General features: G+C 48.4%; 26 protein-coding genes and 1 pseudogene. 12 read left to right on the top strand and 15 right to left on the bottom strand.

Annotation, left to right across the window (positions count from 1 at the left end):
* Positions 1–166 (top strand): annotated as a pseudogene (locus L6J37_RS16680) (IS4 family transposase); the annotation flags it as partial.
* Positions 167–380: 214 nt separating this feature from the next.
* A complete protein-coding gene (locus L6J37_RS16675) occupies positions 381–1,220 on the top strand; it encodes an isopenicillin N synthase family dioxygenase (RefSeq protein ID WP_237795962.1) in 840 nt (279 codons plus the stop codon).
* An 82-nt stretch (positions 1,221–1,302) separates the two neighbouring features.
* Here the strand turns inward: L6J37_RS16675 and L6J37_RS16670 are convergent, their stop codons facing one another.
* The 4 genes from L6J37_RS16670 to L6J37_RS16655 form a co-directional block, all read right to left on the bottom strand.
* Positions 1,303–1,947 carry a hypothetical protein gene (locus L6J37_RS16670; protein WP_218385531.1) on the bottom strand — a complete coding sequence of 215 codons (645 nt, stop codon included), beginning with the start codon at positions 1,945–1,947 and terminating at the stop codon, positions 1,303–1,305.
* A 300-nt stretch (positions 1,948–2,247) separates the two neighbouring features.
* Positions 2,248–2,907, bottom strand: a complete 660-nt coding sequence (gene msrQ / locus L6J37_RS16665) for a protein-methionine-sulfoxide reductase heme-binding subunit MsrQ (RefSeq protein WP_237795960.1) — start codon at positions 2,905–2,907, stop codon at positions 2,248–2,250.
* On the bottom strand, positions 2,907–3,917 hold the full coding sequence (msrP, locus tag L6J37_RS16660; RefSeq protein WP_192013975.1) for a protein-methionine-sulfoxide reductase catalytic subunit MsrP: 1,011 nt from the start codon (positions 3,915–3,917) through the stop codon (positions 2,907–2,909). Before msrP ends, msrQ begins: the two co-directional genes overlap by 1 nt.
* 132 nt (positions 3,918–4,049) lie before the next feature.
* Positions 4,050–4,733: a cupin domain-containing protein gene (locus tag L6J37_RS16655; protein WP_192013973.1), complete on the bottom strand. Its 684-nt coding sequence runs from the start codon at positions 4,731–4,733 to the stop codon at positions 4,050–4,052.
* Between the two features lie 258 nt (positions 4,734–4,991).
* Here L6J37_RS16655 and L6J37_RS16650 point away from each other — a divergent pair, with 258 nt between their 5' ends.
* Together L6J37_RS16650 and L6J37_RS16645 are read left to right on the top strand one after the other, a co-directional pair.
* Positions 4,992–6,116 carry a fatty acid desaturase gene (locus L6J37_RS16650; RefSeq protein ID WP_218385528.1) on the top strand — a complete coding sequence of 375 codons (1,125 nt, stop codon included), beginning with the start codon at positions 4,992–4,994 and terminating at the stop codon, positions 6,114–6,116.
* Between the two features lie 326 nt (positions 6,117–6,442).
* On the top strand, positions 6,443–7,351 hold the full coding sequence (locus L6J37_RS16645; protein ID WP_370630691.1) for a L,D-transpeptidase family protein: 909 nt from the start codon (positions 6,443–6,445) through the stop codon (positions 7,349–7,351).
* A gap of 129 nt (positions 7,352–7,480) precedes the next feature.
* Here L6J37_RS16645 and L6J37_RS16640 read toward each other — a convergent pair whose 3' ends face one another.
* The 4 genes from L6J37_RS16640 to L6J37_RS16625 form a co-directional block, all read right to left on the bottom strand.
* On the bottom strand, positions 7,481–7,744 hold the full coding sequence (locus L6J37_RS16640; RefSeq protein ID WP_027251090.1) for an Lpp/OprI family alanine-zipper lipoprotein: 264 nt from the start codon (positions 7,742–7,744) through the stop codon (positions 7,481–7,483).
* Positions 7,745–7,969: 225 nt separating this feature from the next.
* Entirely contained in the window at positions 7,970–8,563 is a 594-nt protein-coding gene (locus tag L6J37_RS16635) for an SCO family protein (RefSeq protein ID WP_218385526.1), read from the bottom strand.
* A complete protein-coding gene (locus L6J37_RS16630) occupies positions 8,560–8,988 on the bottom strand; it encodes a hypothetical protein (protein WP_237795958.1) in 429 nt (142 codons plus the stop codon). Before L6J37_RS16630 ends, L6J37_RS16635 begins: the two co-directional genes overlap by 4 nt.
* Before the next feature lie 154 nt (positions 8,989–9,142).
* Complete coding sequence (locus tag L6J37_RS16625) at positions 9,143–10,054, bottom strand: DUF368 domain-containing protein (protein ID WP_237795957.1); 912 nt, start codon at positions 10,052–10,054, stop codon at positions 9,143–9,145.
* Between the two features lie 234 nt (positions 10,055–10,288).
* Between L6J37_RS16625 and L6J37_RS16620 the strand changes: the two genes are divergently transcribed.
* Entirely contained in the window at positions 10,289–10,576 is a 288-nt protein-coding gene (locus tag L6J37_RS16620; RefSeq protein ID WP_237795956.1) for a hypothetical protein, read from the top strand.
* Between the two features lie 11 nt (positions 10,577–10,587).
* Here the strand turns inward: L6J37_RS16620 and pdsS are convergent, their stop codons facing one another.
* Both pdsS and pdsR read right to left on the bottom strand, forming a co-directional pair.
* Entirely contained in the window at positions 10,588–12,780 is a 2,193-nt protein-coding gene (gene pdsS, locus L6J37_RS16615) for a proteobacterial dedicated sortase system histidine kinase (protein WP_237795955.1), read from the bottom strand.
* The gene (pdsR, locus tag L6J37_RS16610) at positions 12,768–13,454 is read right to left on the bottom strand and encodes a proteobacterial dedicated sortase system response regulator (protein WP_192013957.1); all 687 of its coding nucleotides are present in this window, start codon (positions 13,452–13,454) and stop codon (positions 12,768–12,770) included. The genes pdsS and pdsR overlap by 13 nt, the downstream gene beginning before the upstream one ends.
* A gap of 241 nt (positions 13,455–13,695) precedes the next feature.
* Here pdsR and pdsO point away from each other — a divergent pair, with 241 nt between their 5' ends.
* Positions 13,696–14,454, top strand: a complete 759-nt coding sequence (gene pdsO / locus L6J37_RS16605) for a sortase-associated OmpA-like protein PdsO (RefSeq protein WP_237795954.1) — start codon at positions 13,696–13,698, stop codon at positions 14,452–14,454.
* A gap of 9 nt (positions 14,455–14,463) precedes the next feature.
* Entirely contained in the window at positions 14,464–14,649 is a 186-nt protein-coding gene (locus tag L6J37_RS16600; protein WP_192013955.1) for a hypothetical protein, read from the top strand.
* A gap of 162 nt (positions 14,650–14,811) precedes the next feature.
* Here L6J37_RS16600 and L6J37_RS16595 read toward each other — a convergent pair whose 3' ends face one another.
* Entirely contained in the window at positions 14,812–15,762 is a 951-nt protein-coding gene (locus L6J37_RS16595) for a chemotaxis protein CheV (protein ID WP_237795952.1), read from the bottom strand.
* Between the two features lie 571 nt (positions 15,763–16,333).
* Between L6J37_RS16595 and L6J37_RS16590 the strand changes: the two genes are divergently transcribed.
* Positions 16,334–16,696 carry an NADH:ubiquinone oxidoreductase gene (locus L6J37_RS16590; RefSeq protein ID WP_237795950.1) on the top strand — a complete coding sequence of 121 codons (363 nt, stop codon included), beginning with the start codon at positions 16,334–16,336 and terminating at the stop codon, positions 16,694–16,696.
* Between the two features lie 66 nt (positions 16,697–16,762).
* Here L6J37_RS16590 and nagA read toward each other — a convergent pair whose 3' ends face one another.
* Positions 16,763–17,902 carry an N-acetylglucosamine-6-phosphate deacetylase gene (gene nagA, locus L6J37_RS16585; protein ID WP_237795948.1) on the bottom strand — a complete coding sequence of 380 codons (1,140 nt, stop codon included), beginning with the start codon at positions 17,900–17,902 and terminating at the stop codon, positions 16,763–16,765.
* Between the two features lie 131 nt (positions 17,903–18,033).
* On the bottom strand, positions 18,034–18,573 hold the full coding sequence (locus tag L6J37_RS16580; RefSeq protein WP_237795947.1) for a hydrolase: 540 nt from the start codon (positions 18,571–18,573) through the stop codon (positions 18,034–18,036).
* Positions 18,574–18,828: 255 nt separating this feature from the next.
* Here L6J37_RS16580 and L6J37_RS16575 point away from each other — a divergent pair, with 255 nt between their 5' ends.
* Positions 18,829–19,515 (top strand): VC0807 family protein, encoded by a 687-nt coding sequence (locus L6J37_RS16575; protein ID WP_027251102.1) that lies wholly within the window; start codon positions 18,829–18,831, stop codon positions 19,513–19,515.
* A gap of 47 nt (positions 19,516–19,562) precedes the next feature.
* Here L6J37_RS16575 and L6J37_RS16570 read toward each other — a convergent pair whose 3' ends face one another.
* Entirely contained in the window at positions 19,563–20,429 is an 867-nt protein-coding gene (locus L6J37_RS16570; RefSeq protein ID WP_237795944.1) for a DNA ligase, read from the bottom strand.
* A 323-nt stretch (positions 20,430–20,752) separates the two neighbouring features.
* Here L6J37_RS16570 and L6J37_RS16565 point away from each other — a divergent pair, with 323 nt between their 5' ends.
* Positions 20,753–21,424: a chromosome segregation ATPase gene (locus L6J37_RS16565; protein ID WP_237795942.1), complete on the top strand. Its 672-nt coding sequence runs from the start codon at positions 20,753–20,755 to the stop codon at positions 21,422–21,424.
* A 5-nt stretch (positions 21,425–21,429) separates the two neighbouring features.
* Positions 21,430–21,816 carry a cupin domain-containing protein gene (locus L6J37_RS16560; protein WP_237795940.1) on the top strand — a complete coding sequence of 129 codons (387 nt, stop codon included), beginning with the start codon at positions 21,430–21,432 and terminating at the stop codon, positions 21,814–21,816.
* A gap of 64 nt (positions 21,817–21,880) precedes the next feature.
* Here the strand turns inward: L6J37_RS16560 and L6J37_RS16555 are convergent, their stop codons facing one another.
* Positions 21,881–23,368 carry an FAD-dependent oxidoreductase gene (locus L6J37_RS16555; protein WP_237795938.1) on the bottom strand — a complete coding sequence of 496 codons (1,488 nt, stop codon included), beginning with the start codon at positions 23,366–23,368 and terminating at the stop codon, positions 21,881–21,883.
* 426 nt (positions 23,369–23,794) lie between these two features.
* Here L6J37_RS16555 and L6J37_RS16550 point away from each other — a divergent pair, with 426 nt between their 5' ends.
* Positions 23,795–24,784, top strand: coding sequence for an OmpA family protein (locus tag L6J37_RS16550; protein ID WP_237795937.1), 990 nt, complete (start codon positions 23,795–23,797; stop codon positions 24,782–24,784).
* Positions 24,785–24,962: the final 178 nt, after the last annotated feature.

Genomic DNA, 24,962 nt, shown 5'->3' with positions numbered 1-24,962 from the left:
CCCAAGTATGCATTGGGCATACCTAAATTTAGGCCGACTGGCAGGCTGGAATGACAGCAAACGAACCGGGATTGTTGGCTGGGAGCGGTTATGGGAAGGATGGTTTAGATTACAAACCATCCTTGAGGGGTATCACCTTGCCTTGTCTCTTGAGCAGGAAATGTGATCAAGAGACAGGCTTCGGCAGGGTTTTTCGTTCTGCGGCTCATGAAAGCGTTGAGTTAAACGCAATCGGTTGGGCAATCGTTTCTTTCAGTCAACACTCTGTTTCTTACGGGCTTTGGCTTGTGGGTTGTTCAGGCGGTATTGAAGGTCTAAAATCCTTGTCACAAGATGCGAATAACGCATAAATCTACGCCCTACCGTAAAAGAAGAACATAATGAAATTAGAAGCCATTGACTTTACTGCTGACGATGCTCAAGAGCGTTTCGTTGAATCACTGCGCGAAACGGGTTTTGGTGTCCTGAAAAATCACCCATTACAGCAGGAGCTGGTCAGCTCCATCTATCATAATTGGCAAGCGTTTTTTGACTCTGAAGATAAATACGATTTTCGTTTCAACGCTGAAACGCAAGATGGATTCTTTCCGCCAGAGATCTCTGAAACCGCGAAAGGCCATAATCAAAGAGATATCAAAGAATTCTTTCATTATTACCCTTGGGGCCAGTGCCCTGAGACGCTGAAAGACGAATTGCAGAATTATTATGCCCAGGCCAATGCGCTGGCGGCGACCTTGCTGTCCTGGGTGGAAAAGCACTCACCGGCTGACGTATCTGCACTGTATTCGCAGTCGCTATCCAGCATGATTGAAAACAGCGACAAAACTTTGCTCCGTGTTCTGCATTACCCGCCTCTGAAAGGGGAGGAAGAGCTGGGCGCTATCCGTGCCGGTGCTCATGAAGACATTAATTTGCTGACTGTGCTTCCCGCTGCCAACGAGCCCGGTCTTCAGGTAAAAGCGAAAACAGGCGAGTGGCTGGATGTGCCGTGTGAATTCGGTAACCTGATCATTAACATTGGTGACATGCTTCAGGAAGCGTCGGGCGGTTACTTCCCGTCAACGACTCACCGTGTGATCAATCCTGAAGGAGCAGATAAAACGAAATCGCGTATCTCTCTGCCACTTTTCTTGCACCCGAAACCTGACGTTGTTTTATCAGAGCGCCATACCGCCGACAGCTACCTGATGGAGCGTCTGAAAGAGCTGGGCCTGATTTAATTCGGTCACCCTAATCAAAAAACGCCAGCTCAGTGAGCTGGCGTTTTTGTCTGACACATCTGCGGTTGAGGCGAATCTTTGATCAGCCAGTTTTCATTGTATGGATGTTGGGGTAGTAGGCTGTCATTACCGCGTAGCGATGCAAGGGTGTATTCGTGTGCAGTCGTTTGAGTGGGTGGTGAAGTTGAGTAATACCTTGAGAAAGATCAAACTGAGTCTGCAGTTGTCCTGTTAAAGACAATTCGCTGGGCAGCAGCTTGATGCCGTCCTGCAGATAGCCCTGAATATTAGCCGGCATCTGACCAAGCCACCAGGACGGAAGTTGTTTACTGGCTTTGCTTCGGTCAAACCAATGATCAGACAATAACAATAAGTGATGATCACCGGTTGGCGTCAGTTGCTCCAGCGTCAGGCCGATAGCCTGGAAAAGCGTTGAACGCCGCGCCAGATTAGCGCTTTGAAGGCGGTGCGCGATAACCCACAGGGTTGTTTCTCGGGTCCGTATCCGAAAGACAGGAGGCATGATCACATCATCGCATTCCACTTGTTCAAGCGTGGCTGTCATGCCCTCCTTTTCCAGTGTCGCCAGAATACGCCGACACATCAGCCTGCCTAAATGGCGATCGCGCATGCCTCGGTTATGCACCGTGGGGTAATGTTGGGTACACAGCTGTAAACAGTCAGCCTGAAACTGTTCGATACTGACGGCAACTAACTCACTGATCAAAAACAGCTTAACCTCACGTGATCGGACTCGACATTGATAATGGGTATACCGCTCTATGATATTGCCAGAGCGCATAGCAGAAAAGGGTTATGTGCCTGAATAATCTGAACCTGTATCAAACTTATGCGTTTAGTTTGAAATTATATCCGTTTTTCGGCATTGAATAGCCTGAAGCAGGAAGAGTTGTGGGAGTGATCCTGTGTTCTACTGTGCTCACCGCGTCGAAACAGACAAGCGTGTGGTGACTAAATGTTGAGTAAAGGTCGCAGATCTGGCTGCCAGTCAGCGGCCAGAACGATGTTATCTCTCTTCAGAAGGCGTGTGCTGAGGAAACTTAGGCAACCACCGTTTTAAGGTTTTTCGCCTGAAACTCAATAGCATCAAAGCCCCGGCAATATAGAGTGCCGGTTCCACAATACCGGATTTCACCGACCAGTAGTAATGAACTGGTGCAAGCACAGCGACCAGATACACCCAGTAGTGCAATTGTTGCCAGCGTTTGCCTAGTTTTCTCTGCATCCTCTGGGTGGAAGTAATGGCAAGGGCAAAGAGAATTAACCAGCATATTGCGCCTATGGTCAGGTAGGGGCGCTCGATTATTTCGCTGGCCAGCAAGGACCAGTCCAGATTCAGATCCAGCAGCACGTAGACTAAAAGATGCAAGGCTGCCCAGGAAAAGCAGTAAAGGCCGAGCACCCGACGCACTTTGACTAACGCGCCTTGCTTCAATAGTTTTGCAAGCGGGGAGACCAGCAGAGTGATAAAGAGTGTATTGAGCGCCGCTTTACCCGTAAAGTGACTCAGGCCCTGAACAGGGTCTGCTCCGAGCCGGCCGTTCAGAAGCTGAAAAGTCAGCATCGCCAGAAAGCCCATCGACACCAGATGAATCAGCGTTTTTAACGCAGTAATGTGAGCGGGCTTAAGCCGGATACTTTGCAAGGTGCGCGCCAGTTTCTGCATTAAAAGAATTTCCTCAAATCCATTCCTTTATAAAGCCCCGCGACTTCAGAGCCATAACCATTGAATGGCAGGGTCGGTTGCCGACGGCTGCTGAACAGGTTGCCCTCGCCAATAAAGCGTTCACTTGCCTGGCTCCATCTTGGGTGATCCACTTGTGGATTCACGTTGGCGTAGAAACCGTACTCATTAGAAGCGAGCAGGTTCCAGGTAGTTGGCGGTTGCTTATCCGTCAGGGTAATTTTGACGATAGACTTGATGCTTTTGAAGCCGTATTTCCATGGCACCACCAAGCGCAGCGGTGCACCGTTCTGCGGTGCCAGCGTTTTTCCGTATAAGCCGACAGCAATCAGGGTCAATGGGTGCATCGCCTCGTCCATTCGCAGGCCTTCAACATACGGGTAATCTATCCCGCCACCCAGCCGGCGAGATGCCTGTCCCGGCATCTGTTTCGGGTCATACAATGTCTCGAAAGCGACATATTTTGCGTTACTGGTTGGCTGCGCATATCTCAGCAGTGACGCCAGCGGGAAGCCGATCCAAGGCACGTTCATCGACCAGGCTTCGACACAACGTAGCCGATAGATGCGCTCTTCAATCGGGAAGCGTTTAAATATGTCGTCATAATCCAGTGTGAAAGGACGGGCAACCATGCCGCTGACATCCACTTTCCATGGGTCGGTCACAAAATTGGCTGCCCGGCGGGCAGGATCGGACTTATCGGTACCGAACTCATAAAAATTATTATATTTCAGGATTTTGTCTTCAGGTGTTAAAGACAGGTCCGGGTGAAAACGTGTGGAGTCGGGGGCGTTGAGCGCCCGTCGGCGATCCGGTGTTTTTTCGTCATCACCAAAAATATCAAAGATGTTGGCCTGGGCTTGCGTGGCTAATGGCAGTGTTGCCAGGGTAATCCCCAGCTTTTTGAGAATGTCGCGGCGTTGGTGATAAACCGACTCTGGTGTGACATCACTTTCCTTCAGTTGCCAGGGCGGGGTTGATTTAATACGCATGTGCATCCCTTTGAGCGGTATAAATATACTGACGTGTTACAAGAGACCTGAATCCATCTGAAAAATTTCATCCGCACGGATGTTAATAGTTAGAAAGCCAGGTTGCCGGTGTTTGCAAGAACCGCCGGACTGTTATTGAGTGATATGGCCAGTTTTTACTAGCAGCAGACAGCCATCTTTGGTTGCTGGCTGATGAGAGCTGCCCGGCGGAGTTCGCAGCCAGAAGCCTTCACCATACTCTCCCCATTCATCATAAAAACTGCCAGCAAGGATATAGACTTCCAGGCCGCCGTCGTAACTTTGTGGCGGTAGCGTTGACCCCGCGTGCCATTGCATGATGACAGTGCGATCTGAACCAAAGCCATGCAGCGGGAGCACTGACTGGCCGGGATAATGGCCGGGCTGCCATCTGGCGTTGTGGGTATCAATCCTGAGCGGTTCCCTATCGCCTTCCGGAAACATGTTCAGTTTGACATACAAGGTACAGCCGCTGTCGCTGGCTGGCGCATGGCGGGTTTTTGCCGGGTTACGGATATAGGTACCAGCCGGGTAGTGGCCAAACTCGTCCTGAAAGATACCGCTGACGACAAAGATTTCTTCGCCGTTTGGATGGTAGTGGGCTGAAAAGTGCGTGTTGGGTTCATAACGGACAAGGCTGGTGACTTCACCCGACTCTTTCGCCTCCCGTTCCAGTGGAATACGCCACACGCCTGCTGCCGGGGATGCCATCCAGTGCTGTGCCTGGGTATTGATCACCACTCGTTTATCACGCTTCATGTTAATCGGCTCAAAGGGAGCCTCGGAGCTGGGCCTCATGGTTGCGTCTCCATGTGTAAGCTTTAGGCTGCTTCCTATAGTGTAGTTAATTCACTGCAGCCGGAAAGCTTGCTGAGCGTATCTCGTATCCTGACGGCTGACGGCTGACGGCGACTGGCAGTATTTTTAAATGCATATTTTTGCATTCAAGATGTCAAGCTGTGATGTAAAGCAGTAAATCTCAGACTTTTACGATTGACCTGAGCGGGATGCTTGCTATTCTAGCGAACACTTGTACGCCGAAAGACAGAGAATGACATGTCACATCCTAAGCCGCCAATCATCTGGCTAAATTTGATTATCTTTACCGTTACCTTTTCCATCGCTGCGATTGGTGCACCCCTTTATGCTTATTTTATCGGGTTTGACTGGCAGCAAGGGCTGATGCTGCTGGCAGCGTTCAGTTATTGCGGGCTGTCTATTACGGCGGGTTATCACCGCCTCTGGTCGCATAAGGCGTATGAAGCAAATGCCGCTGTGCGTTTTATCTATGCGGTTGGCGGCGCATTCGCGCTGCAAAACAGCATTCTGCACTGGTCATCTGATCACCGGATTCACCATCGCCATGTGGATAATAACGATGTCGATCCGTATTCCGCCAAACGTGGTTTTTTCTACAGCCATATCGGCTGGATGCTTCGTGAGTATCAGGCGCATCGCTACACGGATTACTCAAATTGCCGCGATTTACAAAAAGATAAGATCGTTATGTGGCAGCACAAGTATTACGTACCGCTGGCTGTGGCGACGAATGCAGGCATACCACTGCTGTTTGGCTTTTTACACGGCGACATCTGGGGAGCGTTGCTGCTGGTCGGGGTTGTTCGTCTGGTGCTCAGTCACCACACCACCTTCTTTATCAATTCTCTGGCTCACATCTGGGGTTCGCAACCTTATACGGATAAAAATACGGCGCGGGACAATGGCTTTCTGGCTTTCCTGACCTTTGGTGAGGGGTATCATAACTACCATCACATCTTTGAAAATGACTACCGGAACGGGATTCGCTGGTGGCAGTTTGACCCGACTAAGTGGCTTATAAGAAGTCTGTCCTGGTTAGGTCTTGCCAGCAACCTGCGTACTTGCCCGGAAGATAAAATTGAAAAGGCGAAGGCGACTATGGTGCTTAAACGCATTCAGTCCCGCCTGAGCACCGGGCCGGATAGCAGGGTTGTGCTGCAAAAAGTGGAAGCCGAGTATGACGTGCTGATACAGAAAATTTCAGAGTACTACGCAACCCGGAAACAATTGCTTGAGGTGAAAAGGCAGGCGCTTCGCGAACAGTACGACAATCTGGATATTGTGAAGCAATATCAGGAAATAAAGGCCCGGCTGGAACAACAGCGCCGTGACTGGAAATTACTGACAGCGCAATATGCCTGAGCCTGGATTGAGTGAGCAGAAAAGCGGGCAATGCCCGCTTTTTTTGTATGCATAATTCTACATGAGTCCCATTGCTTACAACCCACCGCCACTTTATTGACGTAAACCTGACCTGGTAGTTGCAGGAGCTGGGTACACTGACAGTCAAACTCAGAAAGTGATCAAAGCTACATTTTGTGTCATATATAAGAAAATCACAGTCACTTACTGAGTAAAGATCAAACTTTGCCATAATAATTAAGGTTCTGTTGCCAAATTTTTTGGGTGGAATATCAACTGACTCTCAGTTGCTTATGTCAACAGACTTCATCGATCTGGAGGCTTTCGTGTATCGCTCATTACTTTGTACTCTGATTGGCCTGGCTTCAATGGGTGCGAATGCTATTGAATACCAACTCCCTTCTGACGGCAGCAAGCTCGTCGGTGCTGTGGAGTATTACCAGGTTCCCGAGAATGAAAAAGAGAGTATCGCTGATATCGCTAACCACTTTGACGTGGGTTTTTTAGCCGTGATGGAAGCGAACAAGGGGGTTGACCCTTTTCTGCCTGAACCCGGTACAATGCTGACCATACCGACCAGGCTGATATTGCCTGATGTTGCACATGAAGGCATAGTGATCAACCTTGCTGAATTACGTTTATACTATTTCCCGCCGGGTAAAGATTCTGTCTATGTGTTCCCAATCGGTATCGGCCGTATCGGCCGGGAAACACCTGTGATGACAACGTCAATCAGTCAGAAAATTGTTGGTCCGACCTGGACACCTACGGCGAATATTCGTAAAGAATACCGTGAAGAGCGCGGTATCGAACTGCCGGCAGTTATTCCGGCTGGCCCGGAGAACCCATTAGGTGAGTACGCTATGCGACTTGCTCACAGCCGCGGTGAATATCTGATACACGGTACCAACAAAGACTTCGGTATTGGTATGCGTGTCAGCTCAGGTTGTATTCGTATGAACCCGTGGGATATTGAGTGGCTGTTCCCGCAGATTCCTAAAGGCACCAAAGTGCGGGTAATCAATCAACCATTGAAAGAAACCCGTGAACCGGATGGTAGCTTGTATGTTGAGGTACATCAGCCATTGTCGAAATCGGAATCTGAGGCGGGTCAGGCTAAAGTTGTGAAACCAAGTCGTGCGCTTGTTAATGCTGTCGAAAGTGATAAACAAGCTATTTCGCGTCTGTCTCAGGCTTTACAATCGCAAGAAGGCGTACCTATCGCGATTGATTAATAACATGGTCACACGGGCTGCCGGGCAGCTTGTGTGATATATCTCGATACTGTACCTGTTTTACTGAAACCAAAATTCAGACATAAAAAAAGAGTGGAGCTAATAGCTCCACTCTTTTTGTCGTTTGTATTACTTACGATACGAACTAGCCATGTTGTCAATACGCTGGTTAGCACGCATTGCTTCCTGGTAAGCAGCATCTGCAGAAGCACGAGCGTCGTTAACGGCGCCGGCCATCTGATCTTGCTGACTTTGCAGTGCACCCACTTGGTCAGAAAGCATGTCTACTTTATTGGTTAGTTGTTGCATCTGATCTACTTCATCTGAGCTGGAACAGCCAATCAAAGTTGCACTCAGAATGATACCAGTAAGGATAGATAATGAACGGTTCATTTTTCTTTCTTCTCCTTTGTTTTGCCACTACAGACCGAGTGTAAAAATTTATCAGTCGGCAGAATTAGTATGGCATATGTTATTCAAATTGCTCATCCAAGAAGCTTTTTTCCCAAAAAAAATTCTCTCAAAGACGAGAAAAAGCCCGTGAACGACAGCAAGAATGCGGCCTTTCGCCGTTTGAGTCAATGCACGCTATGTGAATGATATGTCAAATCTTCTTCATTATTTCTCAATCAGGAGACGTTCATTCCTGTCAATAGCGTCTACCAGGATATTGGGATTTAAAGTGTGAGGCACCTTTTCTAACAGGGTGCCGTCGGGTTTTAAAAGATAAAAGTACGAACTGTGATCGACGGAATATTCTAATGCTGAATCTTCCTGCTGGGTTTTCATAAAGAGGACGCCATACTTCTTCGCCAGTAATTGGGTTTGTTCCATAGTCCCCGTCATGCCTGTAATATCTTTATGGAAATATTGCGCGTATTGAGCACTTTTTTCAGGTGTATCCCTTTCTGGATCCAAAGTAATAAAGACAGGCCAGACTTTATTTAATTCATCCTGGGAGATGGCTTTCAAAGCGGCCCCCAGAATAGCCAGTGATGTAGGACAGACATCCGGGCAATGCGTGAAACCAAAGTAGACAACGCGAAGGCGGTTATCATTGGTATTGAACAAGTCGACAGACTCTTTGCCACTCTCGAGCTGGCCGCTTGACTGCTGAGCTTCTGCGACGCTGTCGTCATGGCTGTCTACGAGGTAACGGGTGGCCAGGCCAGCAATCAAGGCTACGGCCAGAATTATCCATTGAAATTTCACTGTGTCATCCTTAAGGAAACGTAGAGAGGTGTAAGGGAGCCGGAATCTGAGGTGATCTTGCCTTGCCAGGTCATAGCGTCCTGTGTACAGAAAGGCAGCATGAGTTCACCAGAAAAGCTGTCATCCGGTTGCCGGGTTAATTGTAGCTGATATTGTCCCATCATCATTTCATGACCTTCCAGGGTAAGAAGGAGGGTTGCTGTCTCTTTCGGCAGCTCAGGCCAGCGAATGGTCATTGTGGTAGGTTGCAGCGGGTGGACAATATTGTCGCTCAGCATGATGCTGGCATTGTTCCGAAGGCAGCTTGCCTGACTCAATTCACAGGCCTGTGCGCTGTCATAGATGGGTTCTGAGCGGATGAATGCCGGCAGCCACTCAATGGCGGCAAAGCCCAAGCAGAATGCCAGAATGAGCTTTACTGGCATTGACCAATGCATTGAGAAAAGCTTATGGGACATCGGTTTCTCGCGTAAGTATTTTGTTATCAGTTAACTGCGCTATGGTATCACGCTTTTTGTGGCGGTCGCAGTTGCGATAAAGAAAGGCTGCCAGATGGCAGCCTCAGCATTCACTCAGCGGCTAGTCTGCTGCAAATTTCTCCAGTCCCCACACCAGCACTATCCCGAGTAGCATGGCAATCACTGCATAGCTAAGGAGCGCTGGCTGGCCGGTAACCTGCTCAAAGCTAAAGGGTGACAGGTTGTGCTCCAGCAGGGGGACTTGTTCACCGCTGGAATTGGTGCGCCAGCTGATGGTTTCTTTCCAGGGCCAGACTTTGTTCAGTGTGCCGAGCATCAGGCCTGTCAGGAAGGTCAGCGTTAAATCGCGGTAATGACGAAGTAGCCAAGACAGAACATGAGAAAAGCACAGCAGGCCGATCACACAACCCGTCGCAAACAGTCCCAGAGTACCCAGCTGCAGCGATTTAGCCGCCGCGAGGATAGGGCCGTACATACCCAGCAGCAGCAAAATAAAGCTGCCAGAGATGCCCGGCAGAATCATCGCGCAAATAGCAATGGATCCTGCTAATACTATGTTGATACTGGTCGGTGCCATATCAATAGGGTGAACAACCGTAATACCGTACGCAAATGCTGTACCGGCAATAATGCACAGAATCCGAGTCGCTCTCCAGTGCTGAACTTGTTTAAACATATGAACAGCAGAAATCAGGATCAGGCCAAAGAAAAAGGACCACAGCGGGATCGGATGCGTATGCAGCATCCAGGTGATTACACGAGCCAGGGTGAGAATACTGGTGAGAATACCAGTGAGAAGCACAGTCAGAAAACCCGCGTTAATGTGGGTGAGAACTGCGCGGATTCCCTGTTTGCGCCACAGCGGGATCAGGCTGGGGTTGATGCGTCTGATGCTTTCCAGCAGTGTATCGTAAATACCGGTTATAAAAGCGATTGTACCGCCGGAAACGCCGGGAACGACGTCTGCTGCGCCCATCGCTAATCCCTTAAGAAATGTAAAAACGTTACTCATTTGATTCAGGTATAGTTGTTATGAAAGTGAAGGCATTATACCGACTTAGTGTCAAAACGGTATGAGCACTTTGTTGAGTTCAGGCGGAAAATGTAACGGCAGATGAGCCTGCCTGAAGTCTGTCACTGCCAGCAATTGGTAAATTGTCTCAAGATTCGATCATTATTTGCTGCTAATTTGCTTAACTCTAAAGTATGGGCCTGTGCGGTTCATATTTGAACAAAGGTGAGCAAGATGAAATGGAACAGTGTGATGTTATCGGCGCTGGTGGTTTCTGGAGTATTCGTCGCGAATGTTCAGTCGGAGAGTTTACTGATGTCTTATGACGAATATATGGAGCGGTGCACCGAAACATATGGCTCCGACAGGACAACCATCAGTGTCTGCGAAAATCAGTATCTGACTATGTATGCCAAAGATGAAGAGGTCACAGCGCAAGCTGAGACACAAGTGCCGGGCACTGCTCCCTCTTCAGATTCTTCAGAACCACAATCATCTGTACCTGAGACTGATACCGAGTAGCCGGAATAAACTCAGGTATTCGTTGCCGCATTCAATGGCAGAGTAACGGCGACAGTGACACCCAAACAATCATGGCGGTTTTTGATTGCGATTTGCCCTGCGTGATAATCCACGATCAACCGTGCAATATACAGACCCAGACCGAGATGTGGTTTGTCCTGATGTGCCTGACTGCGTACCGAGACCATTGAATGTAACAGTTGGTCGGCCATATCATCCGGTAATAGCGGCCCCTGGTTGCTGACAGTCAGAGTGGCGTGCTTGTCAGTTTGTGACAGTGTGACGTCAATCTGGCTGTTCGGTTGGCTGAATTCAACAGCGTTAGCTATCAGTTTATCCAGCAGCTGAGCCAGAAAGTCGGGGGCACCTGTGATACGGACCGGGGTGTCCGGCACCTGCACATGGAAGTCTTGCTCAGCAAAGGCGAACTGATAACCTTGCATACAGCCGCTGATCAAGTCATTTAGCGTAAACTCTTCCATGTCTGCACCTTGTAGGCTCTGTTCGATACGGGTCGCTTCTGTCATGCTCGATAAAATCGTGCTCAGTCTTCTGATACCTTCCTGCGCCCGTTCGATATAGCGCTGTTCATCATGATTGAGGCTGGACATAGAAAGGTTATCCAGTGAAGAGCGGACGACGGCAACGGGTGTGCGCAGCTCGTGTGACAGCCGCGAAGACAGGTTTTCCAGGTAATGATTGTATTGTCCGAGCCGGTTAACCATGCTTGCCAGGCTGCGGGATAAATCACCAACTTCATCTTTTGACGATGACGCAGTGATTGCTTCGCGAATCCGGCCCTGAGCATCTATCGATTGCTCTGCCTGATCGCGTAACCGCCGGATACGGCCTGAGAGGCTTGAGGCAAACAGGAAAAGAATAATGGCAGCGATGATGATGATCGCCAGTAACACGTTGAAGAGTTGTTCCAGAGCCCGGTTTTTCAGGGTCTGAACTCCCTGGGTTGACTCTTCGGCGACCACGGCTCCCATCACTTTGTCATCCAGCCAGATGGGGTAGGCGGCGGACAGAATCATTGCTTTGCCGTCACTTGATGGCCGCCAGTGGGCGTAACCGCGTCCCTGCAAGGCTTGATCAACATTGACGCCTGTGATCAGTGCGGGATCGGCGGGCTTGTCGTCGAACGGGGCGGGCTCTGATAAGAGAAAGGTGTAATAAAGCGGGCGCAGCAGGTGTTGATCCAGCCAGGAGCCTAAACCATATTCCTCTTCATCATAACGAACAGATGTTGCCCACACCCCGTCTGAATGCTGAATGTCGCCAGATTGCGCTAACACACGCTGATGTCTGTCCAATACCCAGATACGCGAACTGCTGTGCCCCATGCCTTTGACTATGCGCTCAATGTCCGGTGAGGGCAGCAGCACTGTACCCAAATTTGCCGCCGTTTTGCTGTTGGCTGTGCCTATGATGGTCTCAACATCACGGTGGGTATCGTGGTTAACATCATAAACAGACACCGACAGCCGTTGGCCGAGCTGTGACAAGGGCATGCTGATTTCCAGTGAGTAGCCATCCTGCCTTGGTTGCCACTGCGCTGTAATCAGGTTCGTGGCAGAGATCAGGTTTGGTTCGTCAAGCTCATCGGTGATCATCCAGGCTGAAGTCTGGCCATCTTGTTCAAGTGCAATCAGATAACGTTCGAACTCACCCTGTGGGGTTGTCAGTGCCAATATCAGATGATCGTTCCTGTCGACCTGATGACTGTTAGCACGGCGCAAAACGGTGTGCCTGTCCTTCACTTTCATGGCGGCATAAAATTGCTGGCTGTGTCGCCCGGCAATCAGATAGAAATCGGTTTGCCCCTGCTGGTAAGGGCGCTGGCTGAATCGGACATACTGACGTCCGTAGTAATGCATCTTGGCATCAAGATCCTCTGGCCAGTCTGCGAGGCTTCCGTCAATGGTAATTGAACCGGGCAAATCATAGACGTATAAATCGCGGCCATGCTGAACACGAGGCAGAAAACTGGCTTGCTGGCTGAACAGCGCAGGCCGTTCGTTCAGCGCGGTGGCAATGGCTCTGGCTGTGCCAATCAGAGTTTGCTCTTGCCCCTGACGGAGCAGTTTTTCCATTTCGAGAACAAACCGATACCCGAACCAGGGCAGGGTGAGCAACAGGCTGGCGATGATAACTATCTTTACGCGAAGACCTGCGGTAAATCGTGCTGTCAGGCTCCCCATCGGTATCCCATTCCGTAGACAGTATGAATATGATCAAAGTCGGCATCATGCTGGGCAAACTTTTTGCGTATCCGCTTGATATGAGACGTGATGGTACTGTCATCGACCACGACGTGGGCATCCTCCATCAAATCCTGACGACTTCTGACATGGCCCGGACGTTTCGCCAGCGCGTACACCATCCAGAACTCTGTCACAGTCAAATCAATGTGTTGCTCCTGCCAGAAGATCTGCATTTTGTTCTGGTCAATGGTCAAAGCTCCCCTGTGCAGCAGTGTCTCTTCTGTGGCGGGGGCAGACATCAGCTCACTGCGCCGGAATAGCGCGGCAATTCTTGCCATTAAATGGGGCAGGCTGATGTCTTTGGTGAGATAGTCATCTGCCCCCATCCGCAGTCCGCACACCGTATCGAAGTCGCTGTCACGTGCAGTCAGAAAAATGATGGGTACAGTGGGAGACAGGGCGCGTAACGACTGACAAAGTGCGAATCCGCCATCGATTTCATGGCCTAAGCCGATATCAATGATGGCCAGATCGGGCAGTTTGAGTTCGAACGCCTGCTGGGCTTGCTGGCGGTCTGCGTAACCCTGCACTTTGTAACCGTGCTTTCTCAGCACATCCATGTAGTTTTCCCGAATTGCCGCTTCGTCTTCAACAATGGCTATATGTTTCATTGATTGCTTCATCATTCACCTTGGAGAAAACTGACTATACCTGAACTGGCAGGCTAAAAAAGTGCAAATCCGCCTTCAAAGCCAATTGCCATAATGTTGCCACATTTGATCAGCACATTGCCTTTTTCTCTCCCTCTTATTGCCTGAACACTTTGTTTTAATTCTCTCATCGGCAAACGAGAGCTGCATTAACGGCCTCAGATGCTTGTTCGGATAACACAGAAATGATGAGGAAAATCAGATGAACAACATGATGAAAAAACAGGCTCTTTCCCTTTTGGTTGCCACAGCGGTGATGGGTGTCAGCACTCAGGTTCATGCGGGCCAGCAGAGCACGGCAAACACTGAGCCGGTTGCCCAGCAAGAACAATGGATTGGTATGGGTTCCGGTGCCGCAGTCGGCGGTCTGGTTGGTGGTCCGGTCGGTGCTGTTATTGGTGCAATGGTCGGCGGGATTATGGGTACAGCCGTTGGCCAGGAAGGTTATATCGCCAACCAGACAGCGCGTTTGAGTGAGCAGCAGAAAACCATTGTTGCTTTGAATGAGCGTAATGCCGAGCTGGAGCCTGTTCTGAACAGCTACCAGGAAATGCAGCATGAAATGGCCAGCCTGCGCGAGACACAGCAGAAGCATGATATGGCATTGGCAATGAACGTACATTTTCGGACCGGTTCGACAGTGATTGAGCCCCATTTTCAGGCTCAGCTGGATGAAATTGCAGAGCTGATGAAGCAATCGCCAGAAATAAACTGGGAATTATCAGGCTATGCAGACCGCCGTGGCGGGTCGGAGCGTAACCAGGTTCTTTCTGAAGAGCGTGCGACTGCCGTCAGGGATTACCTGGAATCTCGGGGCGCGAACCCATTGCAAATTGTCACCATTGCTTATGGCGAAGAAGAGCCGCTTAAAATGGATGAAAGCTGGGAGTACGACTTTTTTGACCGCCGCGTCACTTTGCGTAGCCAGCAGGGACCGGTTCAGACAGCGCAGTCGCATTAAGGGGGATGTATGGCATCGACAGCTCAGTTTACGCTCAGCAGTTGCTTAATACCGATAGCGGTTCTGGTGTTATTTACTATGCAGCTGGCAATGAAAAGCGATGATCGCACATTGTCAGTCAGTCATCAGATCGAGGCGAAGGGGTTCAGTGATGGTATCTGGCAAGATATGGATAGTCTTTCACCTAATCAGTAATTTGGCTGAGTGTCAGGGGAGTCGGGTTGAACAGGCCCCTGACTCCTGGCCGAGAGCACTGCTGAAGCTGACATTACTGCATTTGAGTCTGGTGTATTGCTGATAAGACTACGCGCCTTTTAACCTTTGTCTGCCAAACGTCGTGAGTAAGCCCGTGGCGAATTACACGGGCTGCTTTAAAGCTGCTCTCAGTCTGTCCTGGACGACTTCAACCAAAAGATCCGGCTGGAATTTAGAAATGAAACGGTCGCAGCCAACTTTATCGACCATTGCCTGATTAAAGCTTCCGCTGAGTGAGGTGTTTAGTGCAATGAACAGATCTTTCATCCTCTCATCACTGCGGATTTCGTGAGTCAGGCGATAACCATCCATTTCCGGCATTTCGGCATCGGTGAACATCATCAGGATCTCGTGATTTACCTCTTTTCCTTCATCACACCAGCCTTTGAGAATATCCAATGCTTTTTGCCCATTAATGGCTTCAATGATTTCCAGACCAAGTTGCGAAAGGGTGTCCCTGATTTGTGCTCTCGCGGTTGAGGAATCGTCAACAATCAGAATCTTGCGTCCATGAAACTGACTGACTAAATGCTGATCGAGAATATCGTCAGAAATGTCTGTGTTGTATGACACGATCTGAGCCAGCACCTTTTCGACATCGATGATGCTGACCAGCCTCTCAACACCTTCTCTTTTAATTCTTGTAATGGCGGTAAGATAATTGTTTTTACCGACTTGGCTGGGTGGCGGCTGAATGTCCTGCCAGGTCATATTGGCAATGTTCATGACCTGTCCGACGAGAAAGCCCTGAACGCTTCGATTGTATTCAGTAATGATGAGGTTGGTTTCAGTGTTCTCTTCCGTTGCTCTTACACCAATAGCTTTTCGTAAATCAATGATTGGAATCGATTGTCCGCGAATGTTGGCGACGCCACAGACACTGGAATGGCTGCCTGGCAGCGAGTGCAGGTGAGGTTGTTTGACGATTTCACGCACTTTGAACACGTTAATCGCAAATAATTGAGCAGAATGAAGCCGGAAAATCAGCAATTCAAGGCGGTTCTCTCCAACAAGCTGTGTACGAAGATCGACTGCATCAAGAATGGTCGTCATAAAATGCCCGTAAATGTGGTTTTTGTTCTGAATTTCAGCAAATTATAGAGAGAGGTAGCCAATATTCCTAACGAAGGTTACAAAGGTAAGAGCAACATCCCAGTTTCATAGTGAATGCGTCAAAAGAAAAGCGCATCAATCTTGTTTTTTACCGTTGCTGGCTGTTCGTACTTAAGGTTTGTCACACTTTTCACTTTGTTGGGCTCTAAAGTGAAAATTCAGTATTAGATGCTGCTTTTCATGTGAAAGACGGCGGTATGATATTGATCTTTCATGGCAGTATTACTCAAATTCTGAATTTTATTTTTAAGATATGGCCTTTGCAGCAATATCCTGCTGCTGCTTGAGTTGTTAACTATTTTGTAACTTTTGGCGGGAAGTTGTTTTCTGTTAGGTGTTTATAATGTTTCAGAATGTAACTGGCTGAAAATGAAACATTTTAGTAACAATGCTTAGAGGAACGACCACTGTTAAACCTCTGTGAAACCTGAAACAATAGCCGCAAAAGGGCGATCCGGTGAAAGAATTGGCGCCCATTGTCATTAACGTCGGGTTTATGAGTGAGGTTCTTATGAAGTTCTTGATCATTCTGGCTGTATCGGTTGTTGCCGGTGTTTTCTCAGGGGAGCATCTTCATTCATTTATGGCCGGCTTTGGTATAGCGTCTCTGGCGGTAGGCACGGCCTACTGGCTGGCATTCCGGGCAACACGTTATCCTCAATTGGCATTCATGCTGCTGCTAACCGGGTTAATGGCGAAAATGGGTGTTACTGTCGCTGGGGTAATGTGGGGACTGGAAAATCAGGTGATTAACTCACCTCTGGTATTTGCTCTGTCATACCTTTTCTTTTCTATTGTGGCGACTTACGGCTACTTCAAGTTGCGTGAATATCAACTTACCCGGCTTGAAACGCTCAAATTTGCCAACGCATAATGCAGAAAGGGCCACAGATAAGTGGCCCTTTGTCTTGTCACTCCGCGAACATTGCATGCCATCGCTTTAAACGTGATGCCGTAACCCCATCTGAACCGTGCCTTTTACTTGCAGATCCGCAGTCAGTAATGCCAGATTGGCTTTATATCCTGTTCTGACTCTTCCATAGTGTGCATCCAGTCCCAGAGCTTTGGCCGGGTACAGGCTTGCCATCCGCAATGCCTCTTCTTTGCTGACACCCACATGATTAATCAGATTATGCACACCTTCAATCATGGTAATGGCCGCGCCGGCAATGGTGCCATCGGCATAATGGCATTTACCGTCAGTGACATAGGCCTTGGTGCCAGCCATATCGTACTCTTTGAGGTCAGTACCCGCTGGTGTCACAGCATCGGTGACCATAAAAAGTTTCTCTCCCAGAAGCTGGTGGGCGATTCTGATTGAGGCGTAATTCACATGAATGCCATCAACAATAATGCCGGCATGGGGTTTGCGATCAAAGATATAGCCGACAGCACCTGGCTCACGAGAATCCAGTGGACTCATCGCATTAAACAGATGTGTGGCCATACTGATGCCGTGTTTGGCTGTGTAGTCGGTGTACCGGCCATTGGTATGGCCCATAGACACTATAATGTTCGCCTCTGTCAGCTGGTTAATCACTGATTGCTCACAAGACTCAGGCGCCAGTGTGATCACTTTTATGCAGTGGGCATGGCGAATGAGATACTCAGCAGTTTCTTCATCAAGATCCCTGATGCATTGTTCCTGATGGGCCCCTTTCTTTTGGCGGTTGATGAAAGGGCCTTCTAAATGCAGCCCCAGCACTCCTTCAGATTCCGGGGTATCAATGCTTTCGATCAACTGAATGACTGCGTTAAGCGGTTCGGCTTCACTGGTAATAAAAGTGGGAAGATATTGGGTGGTACCGTAGCGAAGGTTAGTGGCATTCATGGTATCCAGGGTGGATTTGGCAATGTCTGTGTTTAGCAAGACGCCGCCACAACCGTTTAGCTGAATGTCTATGAAGCCTGCGGTGGCCAGTAAACCAGTCCCGTCCAGACAGTCGGTCGGGAGTAATTGCCGGGACTTGGCTTGCGACATGGGCATGACGGCAGAGATGGTATCTCTGTCAATAAAAATGGCTTGATCTTCAGCAATCGTGCTGCCATCAAACACGCTGATGTGGGTTATGGCGTACATGGGCCGGACTCCGAGAATGCAGAGGAGGAGATTAACCTATGGCTATCTTATTTTTTTTATGAAAATAAGATAGCCTGCATTGAATCCGGGATCAATTTATCCGTGCAATTAATGTCAACTTTGTGACTTAATTATTTGATGAGGTTTAAGATCTGCCTGAAGCTTTCGCCTTCAGCGACGCCTTGTAACTCAAAAAGTACCATTTCTGTGCACGAGATTGAGGCACCTGCTTGTTGCATACGATTCAGGGCGACTGTTTTGTTCGCCGCATTCCGTGAAGAGACAGCATCAGAAATGACTTCTACGTGGTAGCCTTTACGAAGTAAATCCATGGCGGTTTGATAGACACAAATGTGCGCTTCTATCCCGACCAGCAGCACGTTCTTGCAACCAGTGGAAACTAAAGCGTCCATAAAGTCGATCGACTGGCAACCGCTGAAACAATTTTTGGCAATGGGCGTCTGATCAGTGAGGTGCTCAGCAATCTGCGGAATAGTGGGCCCAAGCTTATCGGGTAACTGCTCTAACCAGATGACAGGTAATTGAAGGGCTTTTGCCCCTTGAGCCATGACTGACAGGTTTTGATAGAGGGTATCACTGTCTGACATCAGGCTGGCCAGCTTTCCCTGAACATCAACGATCACCAGCGCGGTTTTATTGCGATCCAGCATAGGAATGTCCTTATCTTAAATTCACCGTTATGTGCTTTTACATGAAAAGTTTAGCGGTGATTGCTCTGTGGTTATAGGGCAGAACATGGTTCTATCTGACCATAAAGTCAAGTCGGTTTGGTATTTTGTCTGCCCCATAAGCTAAAATAGTTTGGTGAAGCCGACCAAAGCGAAAAGCCTTGTAACTTGTTTCATCTTTACATTGTGGGTAAATGACGGAACAATGACCCGATATTGAAACGTACCTGAAAAACCATGACTGAAAAAAAATCGAATCCTCTTACTGATCTTATCTTCAATGTCATCGTACCGTCTGTGGTACTGATGAAGCTGAGTGGCCAGGAACAACTGGGCCCTGTTAATGCATTGATACTGGCACTGGCTTTCCCGATTGTGCTGGGTGGCTATGAACTGATCAAGCACAAGAAGTTTAACTTCATTTCGTTATTGGGCTTTGTCAGTGTACTACTGACCGGTGGAATAGGTTTACTTGAACTTGATAATCAATGGCTTGCAATTAAAGAAGCGTTGATTCCTGGTTTAATTGGGCTTGTGGTGTTTGTCTCTACATTCACTAAGTACCCAGTTGTAACCAAAATGATTTTCAACGATGCCGTTCTGAATCTCTCGCTGATTAAAGAGAAATTGACACAAAATGGCAAACTAACCGAATTCAATAAGTGTCTGGCACAGTCTAATTATTTGTTTGCCAGTACGTTTGTGTTTTCCTCAATAATGAATTACGTACTGGCCACCACCATAGTAACCAGCCCGGCAGGGTCAGAAGCATTTAATGAAGAGCTGGGTGAAATGACGCTGCTGAGTTATCCGATGATCGCGATTCCTTCCATGCTGATGATGTTCGGTATCTTTTATTATGTCTGGCGCTCTATCCGGCGCATGACTAATCTTGAAGCTAACCAGATTTTCAAGATGCAGTAATACCGCCAAGGGCTTACCACTGAGTAAGCCCTTTTTACATCTGTGTATCACAGAGTCGATGACGGTCTTGTACGCAGATATCGGGAAAAACGAGGGATCTGGTTATGTGTAAATCCGTTATATCTGATGGTGACTATACTTCCGATTTCAGGGGGAACGGCACGATCTGCATCTGAAAAACCCGTACCGATTTTAAAGGGCGGCAAAGCATCCATCTTTACCCAAAGTGCCCCCATTAACCCCTGATATTTCCCTTTCCCTGGCTCGTAACCAACAACGATGGCTTCCGCATCTTCGAAGCGTTTTATTTTCACTAAGCTGTCTGACCGGCCTGCGACATAGGGCTGCGAAGCATGGTGTAACATTATTCCTTCACCGCCATCGGCTTCTATTTCCGACAGCCAGTTCTTTACCATGGCTATTGAGGCCAGTTTTCGCTGCTCTATGATGTTGATGTATGGATGATTTGATGCATTGACCAGTGCGGTTACATGGCGCCGGCGTTCATCAAATGAACCAGGATATACGGGGGCATCAAAGACCATGAATCGGATCTTTTCCCATTGCTCACGGTTTGGCGATGCGTCCAGCACTGTTTGTGAGACCAGATGAAAAGCGCCTCTTCCGGCCCATAATTCACCTTCTAACACATCATCAGGCAAACCAGCCGTGAACCACTGTGGTGCATGAATAACGTGCCCTGTCCGGGTTTGTAGCTGCTGGCCATTCCAGTGAGCGCGAATGCCATCTAATTTCTCGCTGACCCAATAATCGGTGATTCTTGTACCCAAAGGGAGCAGAAACGAGTCATCCTGCCAGACAGCTGAAGTTGCTCTCATTGTTACTGTTTCTTTGGCATAACTGATTGGGCTCAGCATTAAGGTGATGATCATCGCCAACTCAGATTGCTTCATGTTAGTTTCCTCCGGGGGCTACAAGGGCAAAAAGTAACCGGACACTGTCATATCCAGGTTTTATTCCGAGGGGAAAAGCGACAGAGTGCGGCAGGAATGTGATTCTGAATAGCTAATTTTCTATCGCTATCATAGACTTTGCGAATGAAGCCTCAATGAAGCTTGATATAGTTCTGACATCGGTTCGCATCGATTGTGGTAATTTGTGTCTATGCCACTTAGCTACCCAGGGCTCTTGCCGTCATTTGGGTATATTGGGCTGGTTATCGATGCGTAATCATGTATTGAACTGGGTAGTTTGTTAGGAGAAAGGAATGGAGTTGATGTCGAACTGGAAAGTGACTCTGGTTGCCGGTTTAATCGCAGGAATGCTACTGGCATCGGCAATAGGGCACATTCAGCATCAGCCAACGGTTGCGGAAATGGACAACCTTCGTGAGATAAACACTGAGCAGGCGGAGCAAATACAAAGCCTGAGCACGCGGTTAGAAGCGATGGCGTCAATGGAAACTCAAAAAGCGATTGAATTTGAAGAGTTACAGCAGCAACTTGAGCAAAGAACGCTGGAACTATCTTCAGTACGTGAAGAGCACGCAAAACAAATGGCGGCCCTTAAGCAACAGAAAAAGCAGCTGGTTGTGACCAAAAAACAATTAGACACCAAAGTAGAGACGCTGACTGAAGCAACCCAAAAACAGCAGACTGTACTGTCCAACTCTAAAGCGTTGTACCAGCAGCAGCTAGGTCTGCAAAAACAGCTCAGCCAGGTGGAGGCTGATGTGAAACAAGCGCGGCGTGTTGCAGAAGAGTTCAAAAAGCCGTGCGACGAGTTTAAATCCGGCAAGAGCTGGAACTGGGTTTCTCAGGCTGATTGTGATCGTTATGAAGCAAAATTATCTAAAGTGGCTGAAGCTGAAGTGGAACGAACGGCGCTTCAGAACGAACTTGATGAACTGAATGAGAAAATCAATGTTACATTGCCAAAAGATGAGTGATGTTCATGACGATCAACAAGTGTCAACCTGGCAACCTGAGCATTCAGGATGTGTTTTCAGACATACCAGATAACCTGCCGGAAGAGCTGTTTCAGACTCTGATTAATACGTCTGATGTACGTATTGAGCGAATCATCTCACGTGGCCACCAAACACCACCTGACGAGTGGTACGATCAAAATGAAGATGAATGGGTGATGGTCATTCAGGGTGCCGCCGAGCTGGCATTCGATGATGGCCGTTTGCCCGTTCGGTTACGTGAAGGCCAGAGTATCTACCTTCCTGCACACTGCCGTCACCGGGTCAGCTGGACGGCTCCCGGCGCGAATACCATTTGGCTGGCCGTATTTTTGCCGCCTGACTGCAATGACCTGTCAATTCTGCCTGAATAAAACCGGCATCAAGAAGATACCGGAGCTGTTGTTGTCTGGTTTTCACTGTGCCGCCAGATAAGGTTTAGCCAACCGGCAAAGCTAGAGCAACTGGAAACTGACGAGCGCTCGCTAATACCTCGGCTTTTTTGGTGATAGTGGCAGCGCTAAGCTGCTGCGTCACTGTAAAGCGAGCTTCCAGAGGCAATGTCAGGCCGCTTTGTTCAGCGGTAATCAATCCGTCTTCTACCAGCTTTTTAATGATGATCTCTGCGGCGGTTAATGCAGAGGACGCTTTAACGATCTCGGTGCGGGCATAGCGGTATCCATCAAACGAGACATCGGCAGCGCGAAGAGAGGGATCGTCCCCCGGAATCTGTTGCGCCCCAAACAGTGGCGGGCCGCCGACACTGGCTGTTTTATACGCTGGCAGATGTTTGGCAATATGCGCGATGGCCCTGTGCGTTCGTTGTTCTATATCACTGGGCTGCCAGCCGTTTCTCAGCATATTTTTGTATAGCGGATTTAAAACAGGCTGAGCACTGTGTTCAGTGCTGCTGACCAGGCCGTCTTTGAAGAGCGTAATGTCTTCTGTCATACCGTGTAATTGGAAGTAGCCGTCCGGGTAGGGAGTAAGCTGAGCCATTCCCAGCGGGGTGCCACGCTGACCATGGAAAATAATTTCAGGCCATTCTGCTTTGCTGTCTTCCCACCGGGTAACATAGGCCGCTTTAAATTCGACTAAACGTTTACGTTTATAATGCGCCATATCGTCTAAGGTACCGGTTCGGTAACCGCACGCATTGATCAGATAGTCCACTTCCTCTTTGTGGCTGTTGTAAACGCTACTGCCTTCACCCAGAGAACGGTAAGTAATTTGCCATTTATGGGTCTGACTATCCTGCTCTATATGGGTGACTTTGGTATGTGTTCTGACCTGGCTGCTGGGAAGCGCATCCAGTCCCAGAGTGACAGTGGCGGCTAAACGAAAGACACTTACGCCGTACTCCTGAACAAGTACGATGGGGAATTTGAAATTATCCAGGTCAAGGTGTTTTGCGACCGGAACCATCCAATCGTCAGGCGCTGTCGCACGGTCGGGCATTTCACGTTGAGCCAGTCTTTCCAGATCTTCGCGATAATAGAGACGGAAATAATCATCCGGCTCGCCCAATACCGCATTTGCTGCATCAATCTGAACCAAGGCTTTATAGTGTTGTTCAAGCAAAGTCAGCCGGGGAAGCAATAAGTCGGGATGGCCGGGATCCTGTTTCGGAACCGCGATGACTGTGGGGCGAATATTAGCGCTGTGTTTATAGACTCTTAACGTATCGACAGACTGTGTCAGCAGTTGGAGACACTGCTCATCTGAAATGTCACGATACAGATTGCCACCTGCGTGTAAGTGGCAGATAGGAGGACCATTAACCAGGCTTGGCCCTTCCTCGAAAAGATTGACAGAGAAACCTTGCTCGGCAAGCCGAAGTGCAATGGTAGAACCTGCCATTCCGCCGCCAATAACCCCAATTTTCAGATGGCTAAAAGGTTTGTTTGTGCCAGTTTCAGTTGTCATCAGCGGTAAATTCAACATTTTTGTAATTAGTTCTCATGCCGGACATTTTACTTGTCTGGCGCTCCGTTTGAAACAGTGAACATAAACAAACTCATTGATTGTTCATTTTTCTGTCAGTGTGAATTTACAATGTAAACGTTGTGCGTGTAGGCGCATATTCAGGGTTAAGTTGCCAATCTGCATGATTGATAAAAGCCTGACCCGACACCTTGCGGATTTACCTGCTGTCAGTGGTATTTTTTTGACTTGAATGACCAAGAAAGACCCATTTTAGGGTTTTTGTCACAGATTATGCTTAAAAATCGCTTCAGCTGAATGTCTTAATAAAGATATAGGCGCGCTATAACCTGCTTATAACCTTGCCAAAATTGACATTCCTGACTAAACCCTTAGAGGTAGTGGTGAACTAATAACAAGGAAAATTTTATGATTCGAATAATCAAATTTGTTCCGTTGGCGATTTTTTTGTCTGGTTCAGTTGTCGCCGCGACAGAGAATCCGTGGTATTTCGGCGCCCGAGTGGGTGGCACACATTTCAACAATTTTGATGGTGCTATTGATGGCCAGAAAAGTGATTACGGGCAAGATGACTGGGGTGGAGGCGTTTTTCTGGGATATCAGTTCTCTTCTTCGGTTGGTTTAGAGGGTGGTTACACCTACCTTGGTGAAGCCGATTATGATTTAGGCAGTGGTGGCTTTGAAGCTTATGGTTTGGATTTAGTTGCCAAGCTGACATGGCCTGTAACAGATGTTGTTGACTTGTATGCCAAAGCGGGCGGTTTTTTCTTTAATGTCGATAACACGGTAAATGGTGCAGATGATAGTGGTACATCGGGCACTGCAGGGGTTGGGGCTGAGTTTTATATGAATCCCAACGTATCAACACGCTTAGAATATCAATATTACAATCAGGTTGGGCGCAGTGAGCCTGGTAAGGCAGATATTCATTTCTACGGTTTGAGCCTGGTTTATCACTGGGGAGCACCAGCGGCCGCGGCAGTTGTTGAAGAGGCGGCTCCGCTGCCAGAGCCCGCGCCTTTACCTGCTGCGACTATCCAGCCACTTCGGGTGGCATTGCCGTTTAACTTTGACAGTAGTCAGTTAACGCAAGAAGATATCACGCGCCTGCAACCCATTGCCGATCGTTTAGTGAATTATCCTGACAGTAAACTTCAGGTAATTGGCCACACAGATGCTTCAGGTACATCGGCTTATAATCAGAAACTGTCTGAAGAACGGGCAGCAGCAGTCGCTGGCTATCTGGCGGGCTACTTCAGTATTGGTATGGACAGAATTGAGATTAAAGGATTTGGCGAGCGGGATCCTATTGCAACGAACAACACTGAAGAAGGACGAGCGCAAAACCGGCGGGTAGAAGCTTATATGCCTGGTATGTCAGCCAGTAGTGCCAAATAGTTAAATAAATTATTTCCATTGAAAGCCTTCGCTAGCCGAAGGCTTTTTCTTTAAATGGGAAAAGTAATGTGATTAATGAAGGAAATAAATTAGTGCATTATCGCTCAATTACATTTTAGCTTGAACATCAATTCCAGAAGTGCAATAAGGCACAAGCATTAAATGCTGTAATCCATCA

The sequence above is a fragment of the Photobacterium sp. WH77 genome, from assembly GCF_022014395.1.
Lineage (GTDB): Bacteria > Pseudomonadota > Gammaproteobacteria > Enterobacterales > Vibrionaceae > Photobacterium > Photobacterium arenosum.
The sequence above is the reverse complement of the archived record's forward strand: the minus strand, read 5'-3'. Positions and strand labels throughout refer to the sequence as shown.